We start from the raw sequence: 16,924 nt of genomic DNA on the forward strand, positions 1-16,924 counted from the left end.
GGGGCCGGTATGCCTGTTACTTCACGCTGCCGACCGCGACGGCGCGGCCATCCTGCAGCTTCGTCCAGCGGGCCGGATCGTCGGCGGACTGGCGCTTCAGGTAGGTGTATTCGGTATCCGACCACAGCAGCACCTTGTTGCGCATGTTGTCGAGAACAAAGTCGCCGTGATCGGTGCGAACCGTAAGCACCGCATGGCCTTCGCCATTTGGCTGCAGCACGACAGTCATCAGCGTGTCTGATGGAGAGAAGCCGGCATCGATCAGCATCTTGCGCTTCAGCAACGCGAAATCCTCACAGTCGCCGACGGTGCGCGGATAGGCCCAGCGCTCTTCGACACCGTAGATCTCTTTGTCCGTCATCGGCTGGATGGTGGAGTTGACCGTGTAGTTGACCTTGAGAATCTCCTTCCAGCGATCCTCGGTCAGGATTGCCGGGCCGGCATCGCCGCCGGCATAGGCGCATTCGCTCGGATTGGCCTGACAGAATTCATAGTGCCCGATCGGCGGGCTCGCATTGCCTGCAAGTGTCATGCTGGCGGGTGATGCCTGTCCTGCGCCCGCCATTGCCACTGTCATGCCAACGGCCAGAAGGCCGCGTTTCAGTAGATTTCGAATTGACATTATCGTCTCCCCGTTATGAGGATGACAATGACACGGACGTTTTTATCTCACGCAAAATTACGCAATAGAATTAAAGGCTTACTTGAATCAAATGCGCGTCGAACTTGATTCAAATTCAGCTCGAATACGCCTAAAATTAAAGACGCATTCGTCTCGAATTCGATTAAAATTGAAGGATTGGGAAAAACGCTTTCGAACCGAAAATGGCCGGAAACCGGACAGGGTGTTAACGATTTTCGACATGCTGGGTAAATTTCTGCGACGAGTTGCACCGAAAACTGCGGCTGGCGGCAATCCTGTTGAAGCGCACAAACAGGCGTCATGGCCGCCCTAAAACGCGATTCCGCCTCATTTCCCAATCTTCAACCGAAAAAATAATTTCGTCAGAGATCGCGAAATCTGTTCGTCGCAGCGACGATCGCGGCGGCAATATCGGCATTTGCAGTGGAATGGGCCGCTTTCGGCAGCACGATGAGCTCGGCGCCGGGCCATGCGCGGGCAAGTTCCCAGGCGGTGACAAGCGGTGCTTCTATATCGAAACGTCCGTGGATGAGGAGCCCGGGAATGCCCGCGAGGCGACCGGCATTTTCCAGGAGTGTGCCGTCTTCCAACCACGCACCCTCACGGAAATAGTGGGTGATGATGCGGGCGCGCGTCAGAAGATAGCGCGGATCGGACCAGCGCCGGGGCAGGCCGGCGGGATCGGCAAGCAGAATCGTCGCCGCTTCCCATTCGTGCCAGTCGCGCGCCGCCTTCAGCCGCACCTGCTCTTCGGAAGCGTTGAGCAGTCTGTGATAGGCGCTCACCCGGTCGATGCTGCGGAGTGCCGGCGGCAGCGCCTCACCGAACCGGTGCCATTCCTCCGGAAAGAGCGGCGCCATGCCGCGATAAAGCCAGTCGATCTCGGAACGCCGTGTCGTGGTGACGCCTGCAATGACGATGCCACCGACATGGTCGGGATGGGATTGCGCATAGGCGAGCGCCAGCGTCGAGCCCCAGGAATTTCCGAAGATGATCCACCGGTCTACGCCGAAGAGGCTGCGCAGCCTCTCGATATCCCCGATGAGGTGGGCGGTCGTATTGCGGGAGAGGTCGGTTGCTGCGTCAGCGGCATTCGGCAGGCTGCGCCCGCAATTGCGCTGATCGAAGAGGATGATGCGGTAGGCGGACGGATCGAAATAGCGCCGTGCAGCGGTGGAGCAGCCGGAACCCGGTCCGCCATGCAGGACGAGTGCTGTCTTGCCCGCCGGATTGCCGCAGGCCTCCCAATAGACGAGGTTGCCGTCGCCCGTGTCGAGCAAGCCGTGTTCATAAGGTTCGATTTCGGGAAACAGGATTGACATGACCGCGCCACTCGTTGAGGCGCGCTGTATCCTTCAATTCTGTGACGGATAGATGACGAAGCTGCATAGGCCCGAAAACCGGACGCAAAGACGCAAACCACCGATCACTTTTGCTGGAAGTGCTTCTTGCTTTGCGCAATTCCGGACGCAAAACCGCTGATCACTTTTGCTGGAATTGCTTTAGAGAAATTCGCGCAGTGTTTCGCGCGACTGGACCGAAAGGAACTCGATCGCAACACCTTCCGAGAAGTGGCGAACGACGCGGCCGCGCATGTTGCCCAGACGAGCAGGCGTGCCGAGCGGCGGGCGCACTTCGCAATCGACGGCAGCGCCCGAAAGTGAAAGGTCCATGATACGGCAGGTATAGCGCGTGCCGTCATCGAGGGTGAGATCGGTCTTGGTTTCGCGCGGGGTCAGACGATCATGACGGCGATCTTCCGGCAGGCCGAGCTCGTGTTTGTTGGCGAGCCAGGTGAGCTGAGCCGCGAGCTTCTCGCGCTTACGCTCGGTGGCGTTGATCGACATGGTGAAACCACGCATATCGACCGTCTGCACATGGCCTTCGACGCGGCCGAGATGATCGATATAGGCAACGACACGCTCATTGGCCCGCGGGCGACCGGCACAGGTGACATACATGTCGCCGGGCGACATATCGATCACCGTGCACTCGAATTCTTCGTAATTCGCAAGCATCAGGCGGCCCTGCATATTGATGGGGACGCGCTGGAACACTCCCTGTTCAGGGCGCGGCGCAGGTCTGTGCGTCTGAGCGGACTGGAACGAGTGCATCAAAGGGCTTCTTCATGAAATTGCTAGGCCCAATCCTTACCCCCAATCCATTAACAGAAGGTTGTAGGAACTAGCTGTCATATAACCCTAAAGTACTATGGGCGGCGACCCAAAATGGGGCAGTCACCGGGCGGTTGCCCCGTGCAGGAAATGCGACATGGCGCGCAGCATGGCCCGGCCGAAAGTGGGTTGTTTTTCGGTCGTGACTTCGACGGGGCGACGGGGCTCCATTTGTACCGCGCGGCCAAACTTGCCGTGCAGCAGGCGGCTGCGGTCGAGGGCGAGAAGCTCCAGCGGCACGATTTCCAGCCAGCTTGCAACAACGGCAGGTGCGATGGCGCCGAGCAGCCGGTCGCAGCCGCCTTGCGGCGAACGCAGCGGCATCATGATGATCTCGAAGGCAGCATGGTGGCCGGCGGTGCTGTAGCCCGTTGCGTTGAAAAGCGTCGGGATGGCGTGATCCATGACGCCTTTGGCCGTCCTTTCGATATCCTCGTGCTGGCCGTTGGCCCAGAGGGCGGAGAAACGCTCGCAGCGAAGATCGCGGCCGAAAAGATCGCAGATCTTGGTGCCGGCCAGGCGGAAACGAATATGCCGGTCCGCTTCTGTCTCCAAAATGAAGAGCCTCGACAGGAGGTGAGGGATCGCGCCGGGCTCGATCTGCGATTTCAGCGGAGCATCCTCTCCAACACGCAGAGCATTCCAGTAGTCGAAGATGTCGATCGTGGTTTGAAGGCGCATGACGCTGTCTCATTTCGGTTCATTGGCGGGCGATTTTCGCCCCTTCACCTTCTACCTTGCGGATTTCATGCCAAATCCGGGGAGTTAAGGTTAAGGAAGGGTTTCGCTTGAGCGCGGAGCCCCGTCATGAGACCGTCTCTCCATCACTTCGAACAGTGAAGTTCTGCACAAGACTGCCAGGGCAGGGGTCATCCATAGAGCGTCGTTCGCCCATGCGGGCGAACAAAGGACGCTCTACTCTTTGAGTACGCATCAGGCTTTCCGAAAATCGATTTCGATTTTCGGGCCGATGGTTGGGAATGCTCAGGCAAGCCGTCCGGCCATACCGGACGGCTTTTTTTTTGAAGCCGGCTCCTGTATGGCTGAGACCTCAAAACGAGGCGACAAAAGCATGAATGAACAGACGTCCGGGCCCGACCAGGCATTCCAGCCTTCACAGCCCGAACCGCCGGCCCGCCCGCCGCGTCAGCCGGTTTTCAATCTTCCGCCGGCATTGCTCGCTACGCTGCTGCTTCTGATCCTGATCTATGCCGTGCAATCACTTCTGCCGGTCGATTGGTTCAACTGGTTTCTGTTCAGCTTCGGCTTCATTCCGCTGCGTTRTGCCGTTTCACTCGCAGAGCAGGGGCCGCAGCTCTATTGGACGCCCGTCACCTATTCGCTGCTGCATGGAAGCGTCGAGCATATCGTCTTCAACGGGCTATGGCTGATGGCCTTCGGCGCGCCGGTCGTGCGCCGCATCGGCACGGCCCGATACATCATCTTCTGGATTCTTTCTTCTGTCGCCTCGGCTGCGCTGCACACGGCGCTGAACTGGGGCAGCGAAGCGCTGCTTATCGGCGCATCCGGCGTTGTCTCCGGTCTGATGGGCGCTGCCTGCCGCTTTGCCTTCCCCTCCGGGCGGCAGATGTTCGGCCCGGCGCATCTCAATCCGCGCCTGTCTATAGTGCAGGCGGTTCGGAGCCGCACCGTGGTCATGTTCATGCTTTTCTGGCTGGTCGGCAACGCGCTGATCGCCGTCGGCATTCCGCTTGTCGGCGACGGCAGCCAGGAAATCGCCTGGGATGCGCATATCGGCGGTTTCGTCTTCGGCTTTTTCCTCTTTGCTCTGTTCGACCGAAAACTGCCGCAGGAACCCGTGCCGACTCCTGACGACGAGTTGCAATCCTGAGCCAAGCAGTGCACCATTGACCAATCCGCGATGGGAGGAGAGACCACCGCGGAGCCTGTGTTCCCGACAAGTGTTTCACTTTCGCCATAGGAGGTCCAAATGGCCAGTTCCGTCAAAGCAATACTCGATCTGARGGGTCGGGACGTCGTCACAACCGGGCCGAATACCACGGTTTCGGAAGCGGCTCAGAKTCTCAGCAAGAAGAAGATCGGCGCGATCGTCGTCGTCGGCATGGAGAACAAGATTTCCGGCATGTTCACCGAGCGCGATCTCGTGCATGTCATCGCAAAGGCCGGCAAGGACGGGCTCGACCAGACGCTTTCTTCCGTCATGACCTCGAAGGTCTTCCGCTGCAACGAGCAGACCTCGGTTAACGAGCTCATGGAGTTGATGACCAGCAAGCGCTTCCGCCATATTCCGGTCGAGGCTAACGGCAAGCTCGCCGGCATCATCTCGATCGGTGACGTAGTGAAGTCGCGCATCGCTGAGGTCGAGCGCGAGGCCGAAGAGATCAAGGCCTATATTGCAAGCTAGGCTCTTTTTTCGAGCAATTCCCGACGCAAAACCGCGGCACACTTTTGCTGGAATTTCTTCGGATAACGCTCTGCATCAGGGGTGCCTGGCGTAGAGTTCCTGCATCCGCTGCAACTCGGGTAGCCTTACCCGGGCTTCCTCATAGCCACGTTCGATGGCTTCCCCTGCACGATGGAACTCCGACAGACCGATGTCCGACAGGCGCGGCTGTAGCGAAATGTCAGGCGGATCGCCGGCAAGGCGGGCGCGGGCGATGCGATCCTGAATGATGTTGAAAGCCTGCACCATGACGCCGGTCATGCCCATCCTTGCGGCGTAGGGCGCATTCCTCTGCTGCTGCACTTCGGCAGGCGAGAGGCTGGCATTGTGGCGGACGACGGCGGAGCGGCCGTAGAGATCGTAGTTGAGGTTGACGGCGACGACGAGCGGCTGCTCGTAGCTGCGGCAGACGGAAACCGGCACGGGATTGACGAGCGCGCCATCGACCAATGTGCGGTTATTGCTGCGCACCGGCTCGAAAATGCCGGGCAGGGCATAGGAGGCGCGGATCGCCGTGATCAGCGAGCCATTGGCGATCCAGACTTCGTGGCCGGTATTGACCTCGGCTGCGACTGCGACAAAGGGCCGGTCGAGATCCTCGATCGTCAGGCCTTCCAGATGCTCCTGCATGCGCTTGGTCAGCCGCATGCCGCCGAAGAGGCCGGAGCCGCCGATCGTCAGATCGAGCAGGCTTGCAATGCGGCGCATGGTGAGCGAACGAGCGAAGTTCTCCAGTTCGTCTAGCTTCCCGGCGAGATAGCAGCCGCCGACGAGCGCGCCGATCGATGTGCCGGCGATCATGCCGATCTCGATGCCGGCCTCGTCGAGCGCACGGAGCACGCCGATATGCGCCCAGCCACGGGCGGCACCGCCGCCAAGCGCCAAAGCGAGCTTTGCTTTCTTTTCGGATAAGGATTGAACTGGGGGAATTGTCGTATCCTGAAGCGCTACCGTGCCGGAACTTCCGCCCTCGGCGCTTTGACGATGCATATTCCAGCCCAGCATGGCGTCCCTCCCTCCAGGCAGAACACTCGGGTTTCTATTAGCCGCCCCGAACCCTTTCCAAATTGTATATAGAGGCGACTTGCGTCGCAATAAGGGGCAGGTGGCCGGGATCTAGCCTATTTTGCGTAAACATCCTTCGGATCGAAATGCAGATCGTCATCGACGATGGTCAGAACAGGCTTTCCATCTTCCAGGGTGACGGTGCGGTAGAAGCAGGAGCGGCGGCCGGTATGGCAAGTGGCGTCGTGGCCGGCGACCTCGACCTTCAGCCAGATGGCGTCCTGATCGCAGTCTGTGCGGATTTCCCTGACGGTCTGGAGATTGCCCGAGGTCTCGCCCTTCTTCCAGAGTTTGCCGCGCGAGCGGCTGAAATAGTGGGCGAAGCCGGTCTGGATGGTCAGCGCCAGGGCCTGCGCATTCATATGAGCGACCATCAGGAGTTCGCCGTCACCGGCATCGGTGACGATGGCCGTGATCAGGCCGCGATCGTCGAAGCGTGGCGTGAAATCGCCAGCATCCTCCAGCTCGGATTTGTCTTCCGACGGCTGATTGAAAATCAGTTCACTCATCGCGGCCCTCCTGAGGGAGCCGGTATCAGCGGCCCCGCACCATTGTCATGAATCGAACCTGATCGGCCGGTTCAGTCTTGAACGTTCCTGTAAAGGTTGTCGTCAATGTGGTCGAGCCCTGCTTCTGAACGCCGCGCATGGCCATGCACATATGTTCGGCCTCGATCATGACGGCGACACCGCGCGGACGCAGCGTTTCGTCGATGGCCTTGGCGATCTGTGAGGTCATCGTTTCCTGCGTCTGCAGGCGGCGACCATAGATTTCAACGACACGGGCAATCTTGGAGAGGCCCAGAACCCGTCCGTCCGGCATATAGGCGACATGCGCCTTGCCGATGATCGGCACCATGTGGTGTTCGCAGTGAGAGAAGAAGGGAATGTCCTTCACCAGCACCATGTCGTCATAACCTGCGACCTCCTCGAAGGTACGGCCGAGCACGTCTTCCGGGCTCATCTCGTAACCCGCGAAGAGCTCGCGATAGGACTTGGCGACGCGGGCAGGCGTATCCAGCAGGCCCTCACGTGCCGGATCGTCACCAGCCCAGCGCAACAGGACACGAACGGCGTCCTCGGCCTCCTGCTGGGAGGGGCGATCGGATTCACGGGTGGTATGCGGAAAATTCTTGACGATGGCGTCCATATTCAATGGTCTCCTGGTCCGCAACGCGGACCGCAATCGGACTAGCCACTGGTATCCCAAGCGGGAATTCTTGCACCTTTGGCAGGCTCCGGGGCTTTCCAGGCTCGCTTTCTCGAACCCTTCCGGCACGGTTTCCCAATCAAACTCATTCGAGGCCATTGCATTTCGATGGCCCTCGAACGACATACATATAGTAAGACGACCCGGCTATGTAAGTACGTTGTCGTTTGACTGTGTGTTTTTTGTTTACACGACAATCACATAGGAATTAGCGTCGATTTTAGGCGTTTTTGGAGCCAAATCCGTCATGGACGACATCTATAACAGCAAAATCCTCGAATTTGCCGGCAATATTTCCCTGACCGGTATGCTTGACGATGCGGATGCGAGCGCCCAGGCGCATTCCAGGCTCTGCGGTTCGAAAGTGCGCATCTGGCTGAAAATGGACGGCGATACGATCAGCGCCTTTTCGCATGACGTCAAGGCCTGCGCGCTCGGCCAGGCTTCCTCCTCGATCATGGCCCGTCACGTCATCGGCGCGACATCAGGCGAAGTACGCAAGGCGCGCGAGGACATGCTCGCCATGCTGAAGGCGGATGGCGAGGGGCCGGATGGACGATTTGCCGACATGCGCTATCTTCTCCCCGTGAGAGAATACAAAGCGCGCCACGCCTCCACCATGCTGACCTTCGATGCCGTCGTCGACGCGATCGGCCAGGTCGAGGCCAAGCGTGCTGAAGTCGTCGAGGCCTAAGTTATGTGCGAATTCTGCCTGCTGCGCGAGGAGGAAGACGAGGGCGGTGCGGCTGCGCCGCAGCCTCGCGCTCAGCCGCAGCAGAAATTTTCGCGCAATTACCGGGGGCCGTTCCGCAAGACGCCGGACCGACTTTTCGGCATGGGGCTGATCCGGCTCTATCAGCTGACACTCTCCGGCTTCGTCGGCAATGCCTGCCGGCACATTCCGACCTGTTCCGAATATGGTTATGAGGCCGTCGCCCGCCACGGGCTTTGGGCCGGCGGGTGGATGACGCTTTTCCGCGTCGGCCGATGCGGTCCGGGCGGCACGAGCGGACTCGACCTCGTGCCTGACAACCTCGAATCCCGTTTCCGCTGGTTTACGCCCTGGCGCTACTTCGTGCTTGGGCGAAAGGAGGCATAAGGTGTGTACCTTCATCGCACTGCTGCATAGCATCGTCCTGACCTCCGAGCGGCGTGTGATCATGGAGGATCTGCGAAAGCTTGCTGAAGAGCTGGGTTATCGTGAACCGCGCACGCTGGTTTCCACCGGCAACCTCGTCTTCGAGGCGGACGGGATGCGGCCGCATGAAGTCGAAGAGCAGCTGGAAGAGGCCTTTGAAGAAAAGTTCGGCAAGCATGTCGATATCATCGTGCGCAGCGACTGCACCTGGATGGCGCTCTGCAGCGCCAATCCCTTCAAGGACGGCATAGGCGATCAGGTGATCGTGCGCGTCAGCCGGTTGCCGATCGATCCGGAAAAGGTGGAGGCACTGAAGCCGCTCCTTTCGGATGGGCAGCGAATGAAGCTGGTTGGCTGCGATCTCTGGATCGATTTTCACGGTAAGCCGAGCGAGTCGAAACTGCTCTCGGCGCTTACGACCAAACGCATGGGCGTGGGAACGATGCGCAATTGGAACACCGTGCGCGGCCTCTTCGAAATGGTCGCCTAAGCAGGCTTTTCCTTTACTACCACCGTAAATATCATTATCAGGCGGCAGCGCATCCGCGGCCGGATGACGCTTCCGTTTCAACCACCCGCATTCGTTGGCGGGACTGGACAAGGAGAATTTAAATGTCCCAATCTATTTCCCTGACATTTCCCGATGGTTCGGTGCGCAGTTTCCCGGCTGGCGCAACCGGCAAGGATGTCGCCGAATCCATTTCCAAGTCGCTTGCCAAGAGCGCCGTCGCCATTGCGATCGACGGTACCGTGCAAGACCTTTCCGACACTGTCACCGACGGCAAGATCGAGATCGTCACGCGCAAGGACCCGCGCGCGCTGGAGCTTATCCGGCATGACGCCGCGCACGTGATGGCAGAAGCCGTGCAGGAACTGTGGCCCGGCACCCAGGTGACCATCGGTCCCGTGATCGAGAACGGTTTCTACTACGACTTCGCCAAGAACGAGCCCTTCACGCCCGACGATCTGCCGAAGATCGAAAAGAAGATGAAGGAGATCATTGCCCGCAATGCGCCCTTCACAAAGCAGATCTGGTCGCGCGAAAAGGCCAAGGAAGTGTTTGCCGCCAAGGGCGAACAGTACAAGGTCGAGCTCGTCGACGCGATCCCTGAAGGACAGGATCTGAAGATCTACAATCAGGGCGAATGGTTCGACCTTTGCCGCGGCCCGCACATGGCCTCCACCGGCCAGATCGGCAGCGCCTTCAAGCTGATGAAGGTTGCCGGCGCCTATTGGCGCGGCGACAGCAACAACGCCATGCTGTCGCGCATCTACGGCACGGCATGGGCCGACCAGGCCGATCTCGACAACTATCTGCACATGCTGGCGGAAGCCGAAAAGCGCGACCACCGCAAGCTCGGCCGTGAAATGGACCTGTTCCATTTCCAGGAAGAAGGCCCGGGCGTCGTTTTCTGGCATGGCAAGGGCTGGCGCATCTTCCAGTCGCTCGTCTCCTACATGCGGCGCCGGCTGGCCGTCGATTATGAAGAAGTCAATGCACCTCAGGTGCTCGACACCTCGCTCTGGGAAACCTCGGGGCACTGGGGCTGGTACCAGGAGAACATGTTTGCCGTGAAATCAGCGCATGCGATGACGCATCCGGAAGACAAGGAAGCGGACAACCGCGTCTTTGCGCTGAAGCCGATGAACTGCCCTGGTCACGTGCAGATCTTCAAGCATGGCTTGAAGTCCTATCGCGAACTGCCGATCCGCTTCGCCGAATTCGGCCTGGTGCATCGCTACGAGCCTTCGGGCGCGCTGCACGGGCTGATGCGTGTGCGCGGCTTCACGCAGGACGACGCGCACATCTTCTGCACCGACGAGCAGATGGCGGCCGAATGCCTGAAGATCAACGACCTGATCCTGTCGGTCTATGAAGACTTCGGCTTCAAGGAAATCGTCGTCAAGCTCTCCACCCGTCCGGACAAGCGTGTCGGCTCCGATGCGCTCTGGGATCGTGCGGAAGCCGTCATGACCGATGTGCTGAATACGATCGAGGCTCAATCCGAAGGACGCATCAAGACCGGCATCCTGCCGGGCGAGGGCGCCTTCTACGGGCCGAAGTTCGAATATACGCTGAAGGACGCGATCGGCCGCGAATGGCAGTGCGGCACGACGCAGGTGGACTTCAACCTGCCGGAACGTTTCGGCGCCTTCTACATCGACAGCAATTCGGAGAAGACGCAGCCGGTCATGATCCATCGCGCCATCTGCGGCTCGATGGAGCGCTTCCTCGGCATCCTGATCGAGAACTTCGCCGGCCATCTGCCGCTGTGGGTCTCGCCGCTGCAGGTCGTCGTTGCGACGATCACCTCGGAGGCCGATGGCTACGGCCAGGAAGTGGCTGACGCGCTGCGCGACGCCGGGCTGCATGTCCAGACCGACTTCCGTAACGAGAAGATCAATTACAAGATCCGCGAACATTCCGTTACGAAAGTTCCCGTCATCATCGTCTGCGGCAAGAAGGAAGCGGAAGAGCGCACGGTCAATATCCGCCGCCTCGGCAGCCAGGAACAGACGTCGATGTCGCTGGATTCGGCGATCGAAAGCCTTGCCCTGGAGGCGACTGCGCCCGATATCCGTCGTAAGATCGAGGCAAAGAAGGCTAAAGCCGCCTGAAATTGCCTATTGGATGATGGCAGCGCCCGGCATTGATCTGCTCGGCGCTGTCAGAAATCTGACATGCAACAGTAATATAGCCGCCATAAAACAGGGGACGGGTTCATCCCGCCAGGCATTCCAGTGCGCTTCAAAGAGCTTTCCTACGCGAACGAAAGAGATCCGCGTTTCAAGCGCTGGCTCATCCGCTCCATCGAGGGGCTTTCGGGCCGCGATCGCTATGTGCGGCTCTATGACATGTGGCGCAGCGATATCGTCGGCAAGAGCGAGCGCGTCTTCGGCAAGATGCTCGATCTCATCGATGTCGAGATCAATGTGAAGGGCAGCTGGCCGCTCGCGCCGGTACCGGACGAGCCGATCGTCATCGTCGCCAACCATCCCTTCGGCATCGGCGACGGAATTGCGGTGCTGGCGCTTGCTGAACAGCTCGGACGTCCGTTCCGGGTGCTGATCCACAACGATCTCCTGAAGGTGCCGGAAATGGCGCCCTATTCGCTGCCGATCTCCTTCGAGGAGACCAAGGAAGCGATGGCGATGAACATGAAGAGCCGTCACGAGGCGGTTCGCCTGCTGAAGGAAGGCACGACGATCGTGATTTTCCCGGCCGGCGGCGTGGCCACCGCCAAGAAGGGCTTCGGCCGCGCCGAGGACCTGCCGTGGAAGATGTTCCCGGCCAAGCTCATCCAGGCGACCCGCGCCAGCGTATTGCCGATCTATTTCGAGGGCCAGAATGGCCGGCTCTTCCATCTCGCCAGCAGGGTTTCGATGACGCTGCGCCTGTCGCTGCTCATCCGCGAGTTCCGCCGTCTTTCAGGCAGCACGATCACCGCACATGTGGGCAGGGTACTGTCCTTCGAAGAATTGAGCAGCGGCAGCGACCGCAAGGATTTGCTCGCCCGTCTCTTTGACGCTGTCTTCTCTATGGCGCCGAAGAAGAAGGCCTTCCTCAAGCGCGCAAGCTGAAAACTCAAAACTCCTGATATCCGGGATACGGCGTCAGTCGAGGCTGGCGCCGCCGTCGCTTTGAAGATCTTCATAGGACGGCAAGGGCGGCTGCGGCGGGATCTCACCGCCCGGCTGGGGCACGCCCTTCGGCCCGGCCGCGGTCTGTCCAGGCGGCACGGCCGTTGCAGCCGGGGCAATCGGCTGCTGGGCCTGCTGGTCCTTCATGAGCACTTCGACATCGGTATTGACGCCGGCAGCGACGGTGAAGTCGCGCTGGTAGATCTTGTCCTTGTTGCGGGCAACGGCGGTGTATTCACCTTCAGACAGGACCATGGCCGGGAAGGCGCTCACACTTTCACCGACACTGTCGCCGGCCGCCGTCAGGATCGACCATGCGGTATCGGCGATCGCTTCGCCGCCGGTATCCGAGACCAGCTTGAAATTGATCTGCGCTGCCCTGTGCTGGATCGTTGCTTCGGTCAGTTTGCCAGCTTCCACCTGGATGTCGGCGCGGATCGTGGCGTTGACACTGCCATACTCGGAAACGACGTGATAGGTGCCGGCATTAAGGCGCACGACCGTATTCGGCGGCACATCGGCCATCACGAGGCCGCGCTCGCCATCGTCGCGGATCTCAGCGGAATAGATCGAGAAGCTCAGCTGGTTGGGACGGATGCGGACATCAGAACCGGAAACGGCATTCAACAGCAGGCCGCCGGCATCGAGTACCATCACCTGTCTATCGACTTCACCTTCATCCGGCACCGTCAGCTTCTTGGTGACGCCGGCGCGGCCGAAAGAGACGTTGACGAAATAGTCGCCGGCAGCGAGCTGGAAAGCAGCGGTGCCGCCCCGGGAGCTGGCGATAAGCGGCAGCTTGCCATCGGTTCCGGCGACCGGGCTGAATACATACCAGGAAAGCCCGTCTTCGACAGGCGCGCCATCAGCCGTGAGTTTGGCCTCCAGAGAGACGTCGCGCAGATGCGCGCCCCCCTGTGCCGTGCCTGGCGCGATAAACGCGTTGAGCTTCGGCATTTTCGGCGTCGATTCGAGCTGCTTGAATTCCTTGAAAGCGTCCTGGGCAGCAGCGCCAAACGGCGTCAGCATCATCAGGGCAATAGCAAGGCCGATCCGTGCAAAAGGCAAAATGCCAAACATCCTGTTCGTGAACCGATTGACTTCTGAAATGGCAGAGTCCACTTCAAGACCAATGCCATGGCAAATTCAAGACCTCTGGCCATCCTCTGCATACAAATGAGAGTTTCTTCCGTATGAAATCCGACATCAAGCTGATCGATTACCTCTCCGTGCGCCGTTCCATCCCTGCGTTCCAGATGTGCGAACCGGGACCGGAAAAGGACGAGATCGAGGAAATCCTGCGCCTTTCATCGCGCGTTCCCGATCACGGCAAGCTCGCGCCCTGGCGCTTCATCGTCTATCGCGGCGAGGAACGCGTGCGGCTGGGCGAAGAGCTGCTGAAGCTCGCGCTCGAAGCAAAACCCGACCTCTCGGAGGAAATGATCCAGGTGGAGCGCACGCGCTTTACCCGTGCACCCGTCGTCGTCGGGATCGTCAGCAAGGCCGGCCCGCATTTCAAGATCCCTGAATGGGAACAGATCATGTCGGCGGGCGCGCTGTGCCTCAACGTCATCCTGGCTGCCAATGCGCATGGCTATGTCGCCAACTGGCTGACGGAATGGTTCGCCTTCGACGAGCGTGCCTATCCGCTGCTCGGCGTCCAGCCGGGCGAGAAGGTCGCCGGCTTCATCCATATCGGCTCCACTACCTTCCCGCCCGTCGAGCGTCCGCGCCCCGAACTGACCGAGACGGTCACGTGGGTCGGCGGGGAAGGCTGATGTTCTATACGACGGATACCAACCGGCACGGTCTGGCGCACGATCCCTTCAAGGCGATCGTCTCACCACGCCCGATCGGCTGGATCGGCAGCAAGGGCAGGGATGGGTCGCTCAATCTCGCACCCTATTCCTTCTTCAACGCGGTTGCCGACACGCCAAAGCTGGTGATGTTTTCGTCGAGCGGACACAAGCATAGCCAGCAAAACGCCAGGGAGACTGGTGTTTTCACCTGCAATTTCGTCAGCCGCAATCTGGCTGACAAAATGAACCTTACCTCCGCTGCCTTGCCCTACGGCACGAGCGAATTCGAATTCGCAGGATTGACGCCGAGGCGGGCCGAGCTGATCGATGCGCCCTGTGTGGCCGAGGCTTTTGCCGTGCTCGAATGCAAGGTGACCGAGATCATCGAGCCGAAGACGCTGTCCGGTGAACCGACCGAGAATGTCTTCGTTTTCGGACAGGTCGTCGGCATCCATATCGATGAGGCTGTTGTCAGCAACGGGCGGCTCGACATGGCGCTGGCGCGGCCGGTCGCACGCATGGGCTATATGGATTATTGCGAGGGCAGCGACGTCTTCGAAATGTTCAGGCCGAAGATCTGACAGTCGCCGCGCGGGTTCGGCCAGACCCTAATAAACATGGTGAACCAATCATAAACTTTTTCCGGCTACCGTCCTCGTATTGAATGAGGCGCGAAGGAATCGCGTTCAGTGCTGGGGCGTGGTCGTGATCATTGAGGCATTTCTTCGTTGGGCCGAAACGGCCAAGGCCGCTGACAGGGCGGCCGCTGCAAGTGCTCTGGGACGCGTCTATCTCAAATCCGAAATGTCGGACGAGCGGCGCGACGCCGCTGAAAAGGCGATGACCTATCTGCTCGACGATCCGTCACCACGTGTGCGTCTTGCACTGGCCGAAGCGATCGCCTGGTCACCACATGCGCCGCGCAATATCATTCTTTTGCTCGCCGAGGACCAGCCGGAAATCGCCTGTCATGCAGTGACCTGCTCGCCGATCCTGACCGATGCCGATCTCGTCGACCTCGCCGCGCGCGGCAGCGGCGCAACGCGGATGCTGATTGCAGCACGCGCCCATGTGACGCGTCCCGTTTCGGCGGCACTCGCCGAAGTCGGCGACGAGGACGAAGTACTCTGCCTGCTCGAAAATGACGGTGCGTCGATTTCCGCCCAGTCCCTGAAACGGATTGCGGAACGGCTCGGTGATATCAGCGACGTCAGAAACCTGCTTCTCGACCGCATCGACCTGCCGGCCGATGCCCGCCAGCTCCTGACCCAGCATGTCAGCAATGCGCTTGTCGGCCTGCCTCTGGCCCAGGCGGCAATCGGCCTGCAAAGGCTGCAACGCATCAGTCGCGAGGCGACGGAAGCGGCGATCGTTTCCATCGCCGGCGATATCGCGCCGATCGAAGTGCCCGACCTCGTCGAGCATCTTCGCCTGAACGAACGGCTGACGCCGTCCTTTCTCATGCATGCCCTCTGCTGCGGCAAGGTGGAATTCTTCGCCTGCGCCATTGTCAATCTGTCGGGCTGCAGCGACCGGCGCGTGCGGGCAATCCTTGCTACCGGACGGATGCATGCCGTGCGCGCGCTTTATGAATCGGCCGGTCTGCCGCGCGACATCAGCATCATTTTCGTGGAAGCGACCTTTCTCTGGCGCGAGGCTTCCCGCAAGACGTCAGGCTCGTTGCTCGGCAGCATTTGCGGACGCCTGCTTCAGAAATTCCATAGCCGGATAGGGCAGCATGACGCCGTCGGCGAGTTGCTCGACATGGTCGAGAAACTGCACGTGGCCGACCAGCGCCGGTCGGCCCGCGTATATGCTTCGCTTGCAGCTGCCTAGTCGGTAAACCGGGCCGCAGCCCAGGAATAGCTCGAAGAGACGAAATGCAACGGCTTCGCCAGGGTGTTTTTCACGTCCTGGCCGGAAGGCAGATTGGCACGCACACGCCCGGCAATCGTATCCACAAAACCACCAACGCCATCCCGTTCTTCGGCTACCTCGGCCACTGCCGGAGCAGCAGGCGCCGGCTTGGCCGGTTCGGCAGCGGCAAGCGCCTTCGGCGCCTCGCAGACAGCAATGACAGTCGGATAGTTGGCATTCGCATAAATCCTCAACCGTTGTTCGGCCTCGGCATCGCAGGCGACGACGGTTTCCCAGCGTTTATCTACCGTGGCGACGTAATTGCACTGGCTGACGGAATCGTCGCAACCGAGGATCGTCATGGCGATGAGGACGGCTTGCATATTCTGCTTCCATGGCTATTGAGCATGTCCCCATCTTCGAAAGCGCAATTCCAACGGAATGAAGGCAGCGACATTAACTTTTCGTCATACCGGCGAAAAATCGCGCCCATTACCGCAAAAGGAGTGAGAATGTCCGTCACCATTGCCCTGGAGCCGCCGCGTCAGGATGGCGTGATCCGCCTTCTCAATCTTTCGGATGCCTATGCGCAGTCACTCTATCCGCCAGAGAGCAACCACCTCGTCGATATTTCGACGCTGGAAAAGCCCTCCGTCAGTTTCCTTGTGGCGCGCAACGACAGCGAGATCGTCGGCTGCTGCGCGCTGGTCGAGGCGGGCGACGGGACGGCCGAGATCAAGCGCATGTTCGTCGATCCGCAGGCCCGCGGCTTGAGGGTCGCGAGCCGGCTCATGGACCGGCTGGAGGAGATCGGCAGGGAGAAGGGTCTTCATGTAATCCGTCTGGAGACCGGCATTTACCAGCCGGAGGCGATCGGCCTTTACAGGAAATATGGATACGGGGATATCGAGCCGTTCGGCTCCTATCTGCCGGATCCGCTCAGCCTTTTCATGGAAAAGCGGTTTATCTGAC

Annotated in this window: 20 protein-coding genes; 11 read left to right on the plus strand and 9 right to left on the minus strand. The window is 60.0% G+C overall.

The features are described 5' to 3' along the window. Positions 1-16: 16 nt before the first annotated feature. The 4 genes from AC1D35_RS02115 to AC1D35_RS02130 all read right to left on the minus strand — a co-directional run bounded on the left by AC1D35_RS02115 (position 17) and on the right by AC1D35_RS02130 (position 3,498). Positions 17-622: a transglutaminase-like cysteine peptidase gene (locus AC1D35_RS02115; RefSeq protein ID WP_113295476.1), complete on the minus strand. Its 606-nt coding sequence runs from the start codon at positions 620-622 to the stop codon at positions 17-19. 383 nt (positions 623-1,005) lie between these two features. Beyond that, positions 1,006-1,965 carry a prolyl aminopeptidase gene (gene pip, locus AC1D35_RS02120; protein WP_113309116.1) on the minus strand — a complete coding sequence of 320 codons (960 nt, stop codon included), beginning with the start codon at positions 1,963-1,965 and terminating at the stop codon, positions 1,006-1,008. A 180-nt stretch (positions 1,966-2,145) separates the two neighbouring features. Next, entirely contained in the window at positions 2,146-2,757 is a 612-nt protein-coding gene (locus AC1D35_RS02125) for a PilZ domain-containing protein (protein WP_113295478.1), read from the minus strand. Between the two features lie 123 nt (positions 2,758-2,880). Beyond that, entirely contained in the window at positions 2,881-3,498 is a 618-nt protein-coding gene (locus AC1D35_RS02130) for a PAS domain-containing protein (protein WP_113309115.1), read from the minus strand. Positions 3,499-3,889: 391 nt separating this feature from the next. Here AC1D35_RS02130 and AC1D35_RS02135 point away from each other — a divergent pair, with 391 nt between their 5' ends. Further along, positions 3,890-4,669: a rhomboid family intramembrane serine protease gene (locus AC1D35_RS02135; protein WP_477938201.1), complete on the plus strand. Its 780-nt coding sequence runs from the start codon at positions 3,890-3,892 to the stop codon at positions 4,667-4,669. Positions 4,670-4,768: 99 nt separating this feature from the next. Then, positions 4,769-5,203, plus strand: coding sequence for a CBS domain-containing protein (locus AC1D35_RS02140; RefSeq protein ID WP_477938202.1), 435 nt, complete (start codon positions 4,769-4,771; stop codon positions 5,201-5,203). A gap of 75 nt (positions 5,204-5,278) precedes the next feature. On the opposite strand, the gene AC1D35_RS02145 is transcribed toward AC1D35_RS02140, so the two are convergent. The 3 genes from AC1D35_RS02145 to folE form a co-directional block, all read right to left on the minus strand. Next, positions 5,279-6,247 (minus strand): patatin-like phospholipase family protein, encoded by a 969-nt coding sequence (locus AC1D35_RS02145; protein ID WP_113295481.1) that lies wholly within the window; start codon positions 6,245-6,247, stop codon positions 5,279-5,281. Between the two features lie 116 nt (positions 6,248-6,363). Then, the gene (hisI, locus tag AC1D35_RS02150) at positions 6,364-6,816 is read right to left on the minus strand and encodes a phosphoribosyl-AMP cyclohydrolase (protein ID WP_113295482.1); all 453 of its coding nucleotides are present in this window, start codon (positions 6,814-6,816) and stop codon (positions 6,364-6,366) included. Positions 6,817-6,841: 25 nt separating this feature from the next. Further along, positions 6,842-7,456 (minus strand): GTP cyclohydrolase I FolE, encoded by a 615-nt coding sequence (gene folE, locus AC1D35_RS02155; RefSeq protein ID WP_113309114.1) that lies wholly within the window; start codon positions 7,454-7,456, stop codon positions 6,842-6,844. Positions 7,457-7,763: 307 nt separating this feature from the next. On the opposite strand from folE, the gene AC1D35_RS02160 reads away from it, so the two are divergent. From AC1D35_RS02160 to AC1D35_RS02180, 5 genes are all read left to right on the plus strand, one after another. Then, entirely contained in the window at positions 7,764-8,210 is a 447-nt protein-coding gene (locus AC1D35_RS02160; protein ID WP_113295484.1) for an iron-sulfur cluster assembly scaffold protein, read from the plus strand. Between the two features lie 3 nt (positions 8,211-8,213). Then, positions 8,214-8,615, plus strand: a complete 402-nt coding sequence (gene yidD / locus AC1D35_RS02165) for a membrane protein insertion efficiency factor YidD (RefSeq protein WP_113309113.1) — start codon at positions 8,214-8,216, stop codon at positions 8,613-8,615. A gap of 1 nt (position 8,616) precedes the next feature. Continuing rightward, positions 8,617-9,144: a DUF1697 domain-containing protein gene (locus AC1D35_RS02170; RefSeq protein ID WP_113509253.1), complete on the plus strand. Its 528-nt coding sequence runs from the start codon at positions 8,617-8,619 to the stop codon at positions 9,142-9,144. Positions 9,145-9,266: 122 nt separating this feature from the next. Then, complete coding sequence (thrS, locus tag AC1D35_RS02175) at positions 9,267-11,273, plus strand: threonine--tRNA ligase (RefSeq protein WP_477938203.1); 2,007 nt, start codon at positions 9,267-9,269, stop codon at positions 11,271-11,273. Between the two features lie 123 nt (positions 11,274-11,396). After that, a complete protein-coding gene (locus tag AC1D35_RS02180; RefSeq protein ID WP_113295488.1) occupies positions 11,397-12,236 on the plus strand; it encodes a lysophospholipid acyltransferase family protein in 840 nt (279 codons plus the stop codon). A gap of 33 nt (positions 12,237-12,269) precedes the next feature. Here the strand turns inward: AC1D35_RS02180 and AC1D35_RS02185 are convergent, their stop codons facing one another. Further along, the gene (locus AC1D35_RS02185; protein WP_477853269.1) at positions 12,270-13,376 is read right to left on the minus strand and encodes a hypothetical protein; all 1,107 of its coding nucleotides are present in this window, start codon (positions 13,374-13,376) and stop codon (positions 12,270-12,272) included. Between the two features lie 113 nt (positions 13,377-13,489). On the opposite strand from AC1D35_RS02185, the gene AC1D35_RS02190 reads away from it, so the two are divergent. The 3 genes from AC1D35_RS02190 to AC1D35_RS02200 all read left to right on the plus strand — a co-directional run bounded on the left by AC1D35_RS02190 (position 13,490) and on the right by AC1D35_RS02200 (position 15,931). Next, on the plus strand, positions 13,490-14,074 hold the full coding sequence (locus tag AC1D35_RS02190; protein WP_113295490.1) for a nitroreductase family protein: 585 nt from the start codon (positions 13,490-13,492) through the stop codon (positions 14,072-14,074). Beyond that, a complete protein-coding gene (locus tag AC1D35_RS02195) occupies positions 14,074-14,676 on the plus strand; it encodes a flavin reductase family protein (protein WP_113509250.1) in 603 nt (200 codons plus the stop codon). The genes AC1D35_RS02190 and AC1D35_RS02195 overlap by 1 nt, the downstream gene beginning before the upstream one ends. Positions 14,677-14,800: 124 nt before the next feature. Next, positions 14,801-15,931 (plus strand): DUF2336 domain-containing protein, encoded by a 1,131-nt coding sequence (locus AC1D35_RS02200; protein WP_113509302.1) that lies wholly within the window; start codon positions 14,801-14,803, stop codon positions 15,929-15,931. Here AC1D35_RS02200 and AC1D35_RS02205 read toward each other — a convergent pair. After that, entirely contained in the window at positions 15,928-16,335 is a 408-nt protein-coding gene (locus AC1D35_RS02205; protein WP_477853271.1) for a hypothetical protein, read from the minus strand. The two genes, AC1D35_RS02200 and AC1D35_RS02205, sit on opposite strands and share 4 nt — an antisense overlap. A 129-nt stretch (positions 16,336-16,464) precedes the next feature. Between AC1D35_RS02205 and AC1D35_RS02210 the strand changes: the two genes are divergently transcribed. Next, positions 16,465-16,923, plus strand: a complete 459-nt coding sequence (locus tag AC1D35_RS02210; protein WP_477853273.1) for a GNAT family N-acetyltransferase — start codon at positions 16,465-16,467, stop codon at positions 16,921-16,923. Position 16,924 lies beyond the last annotated feature (1 nt).

Source organism: Rhizobium sp. P1_E6 (assembly GCF_056405875.1).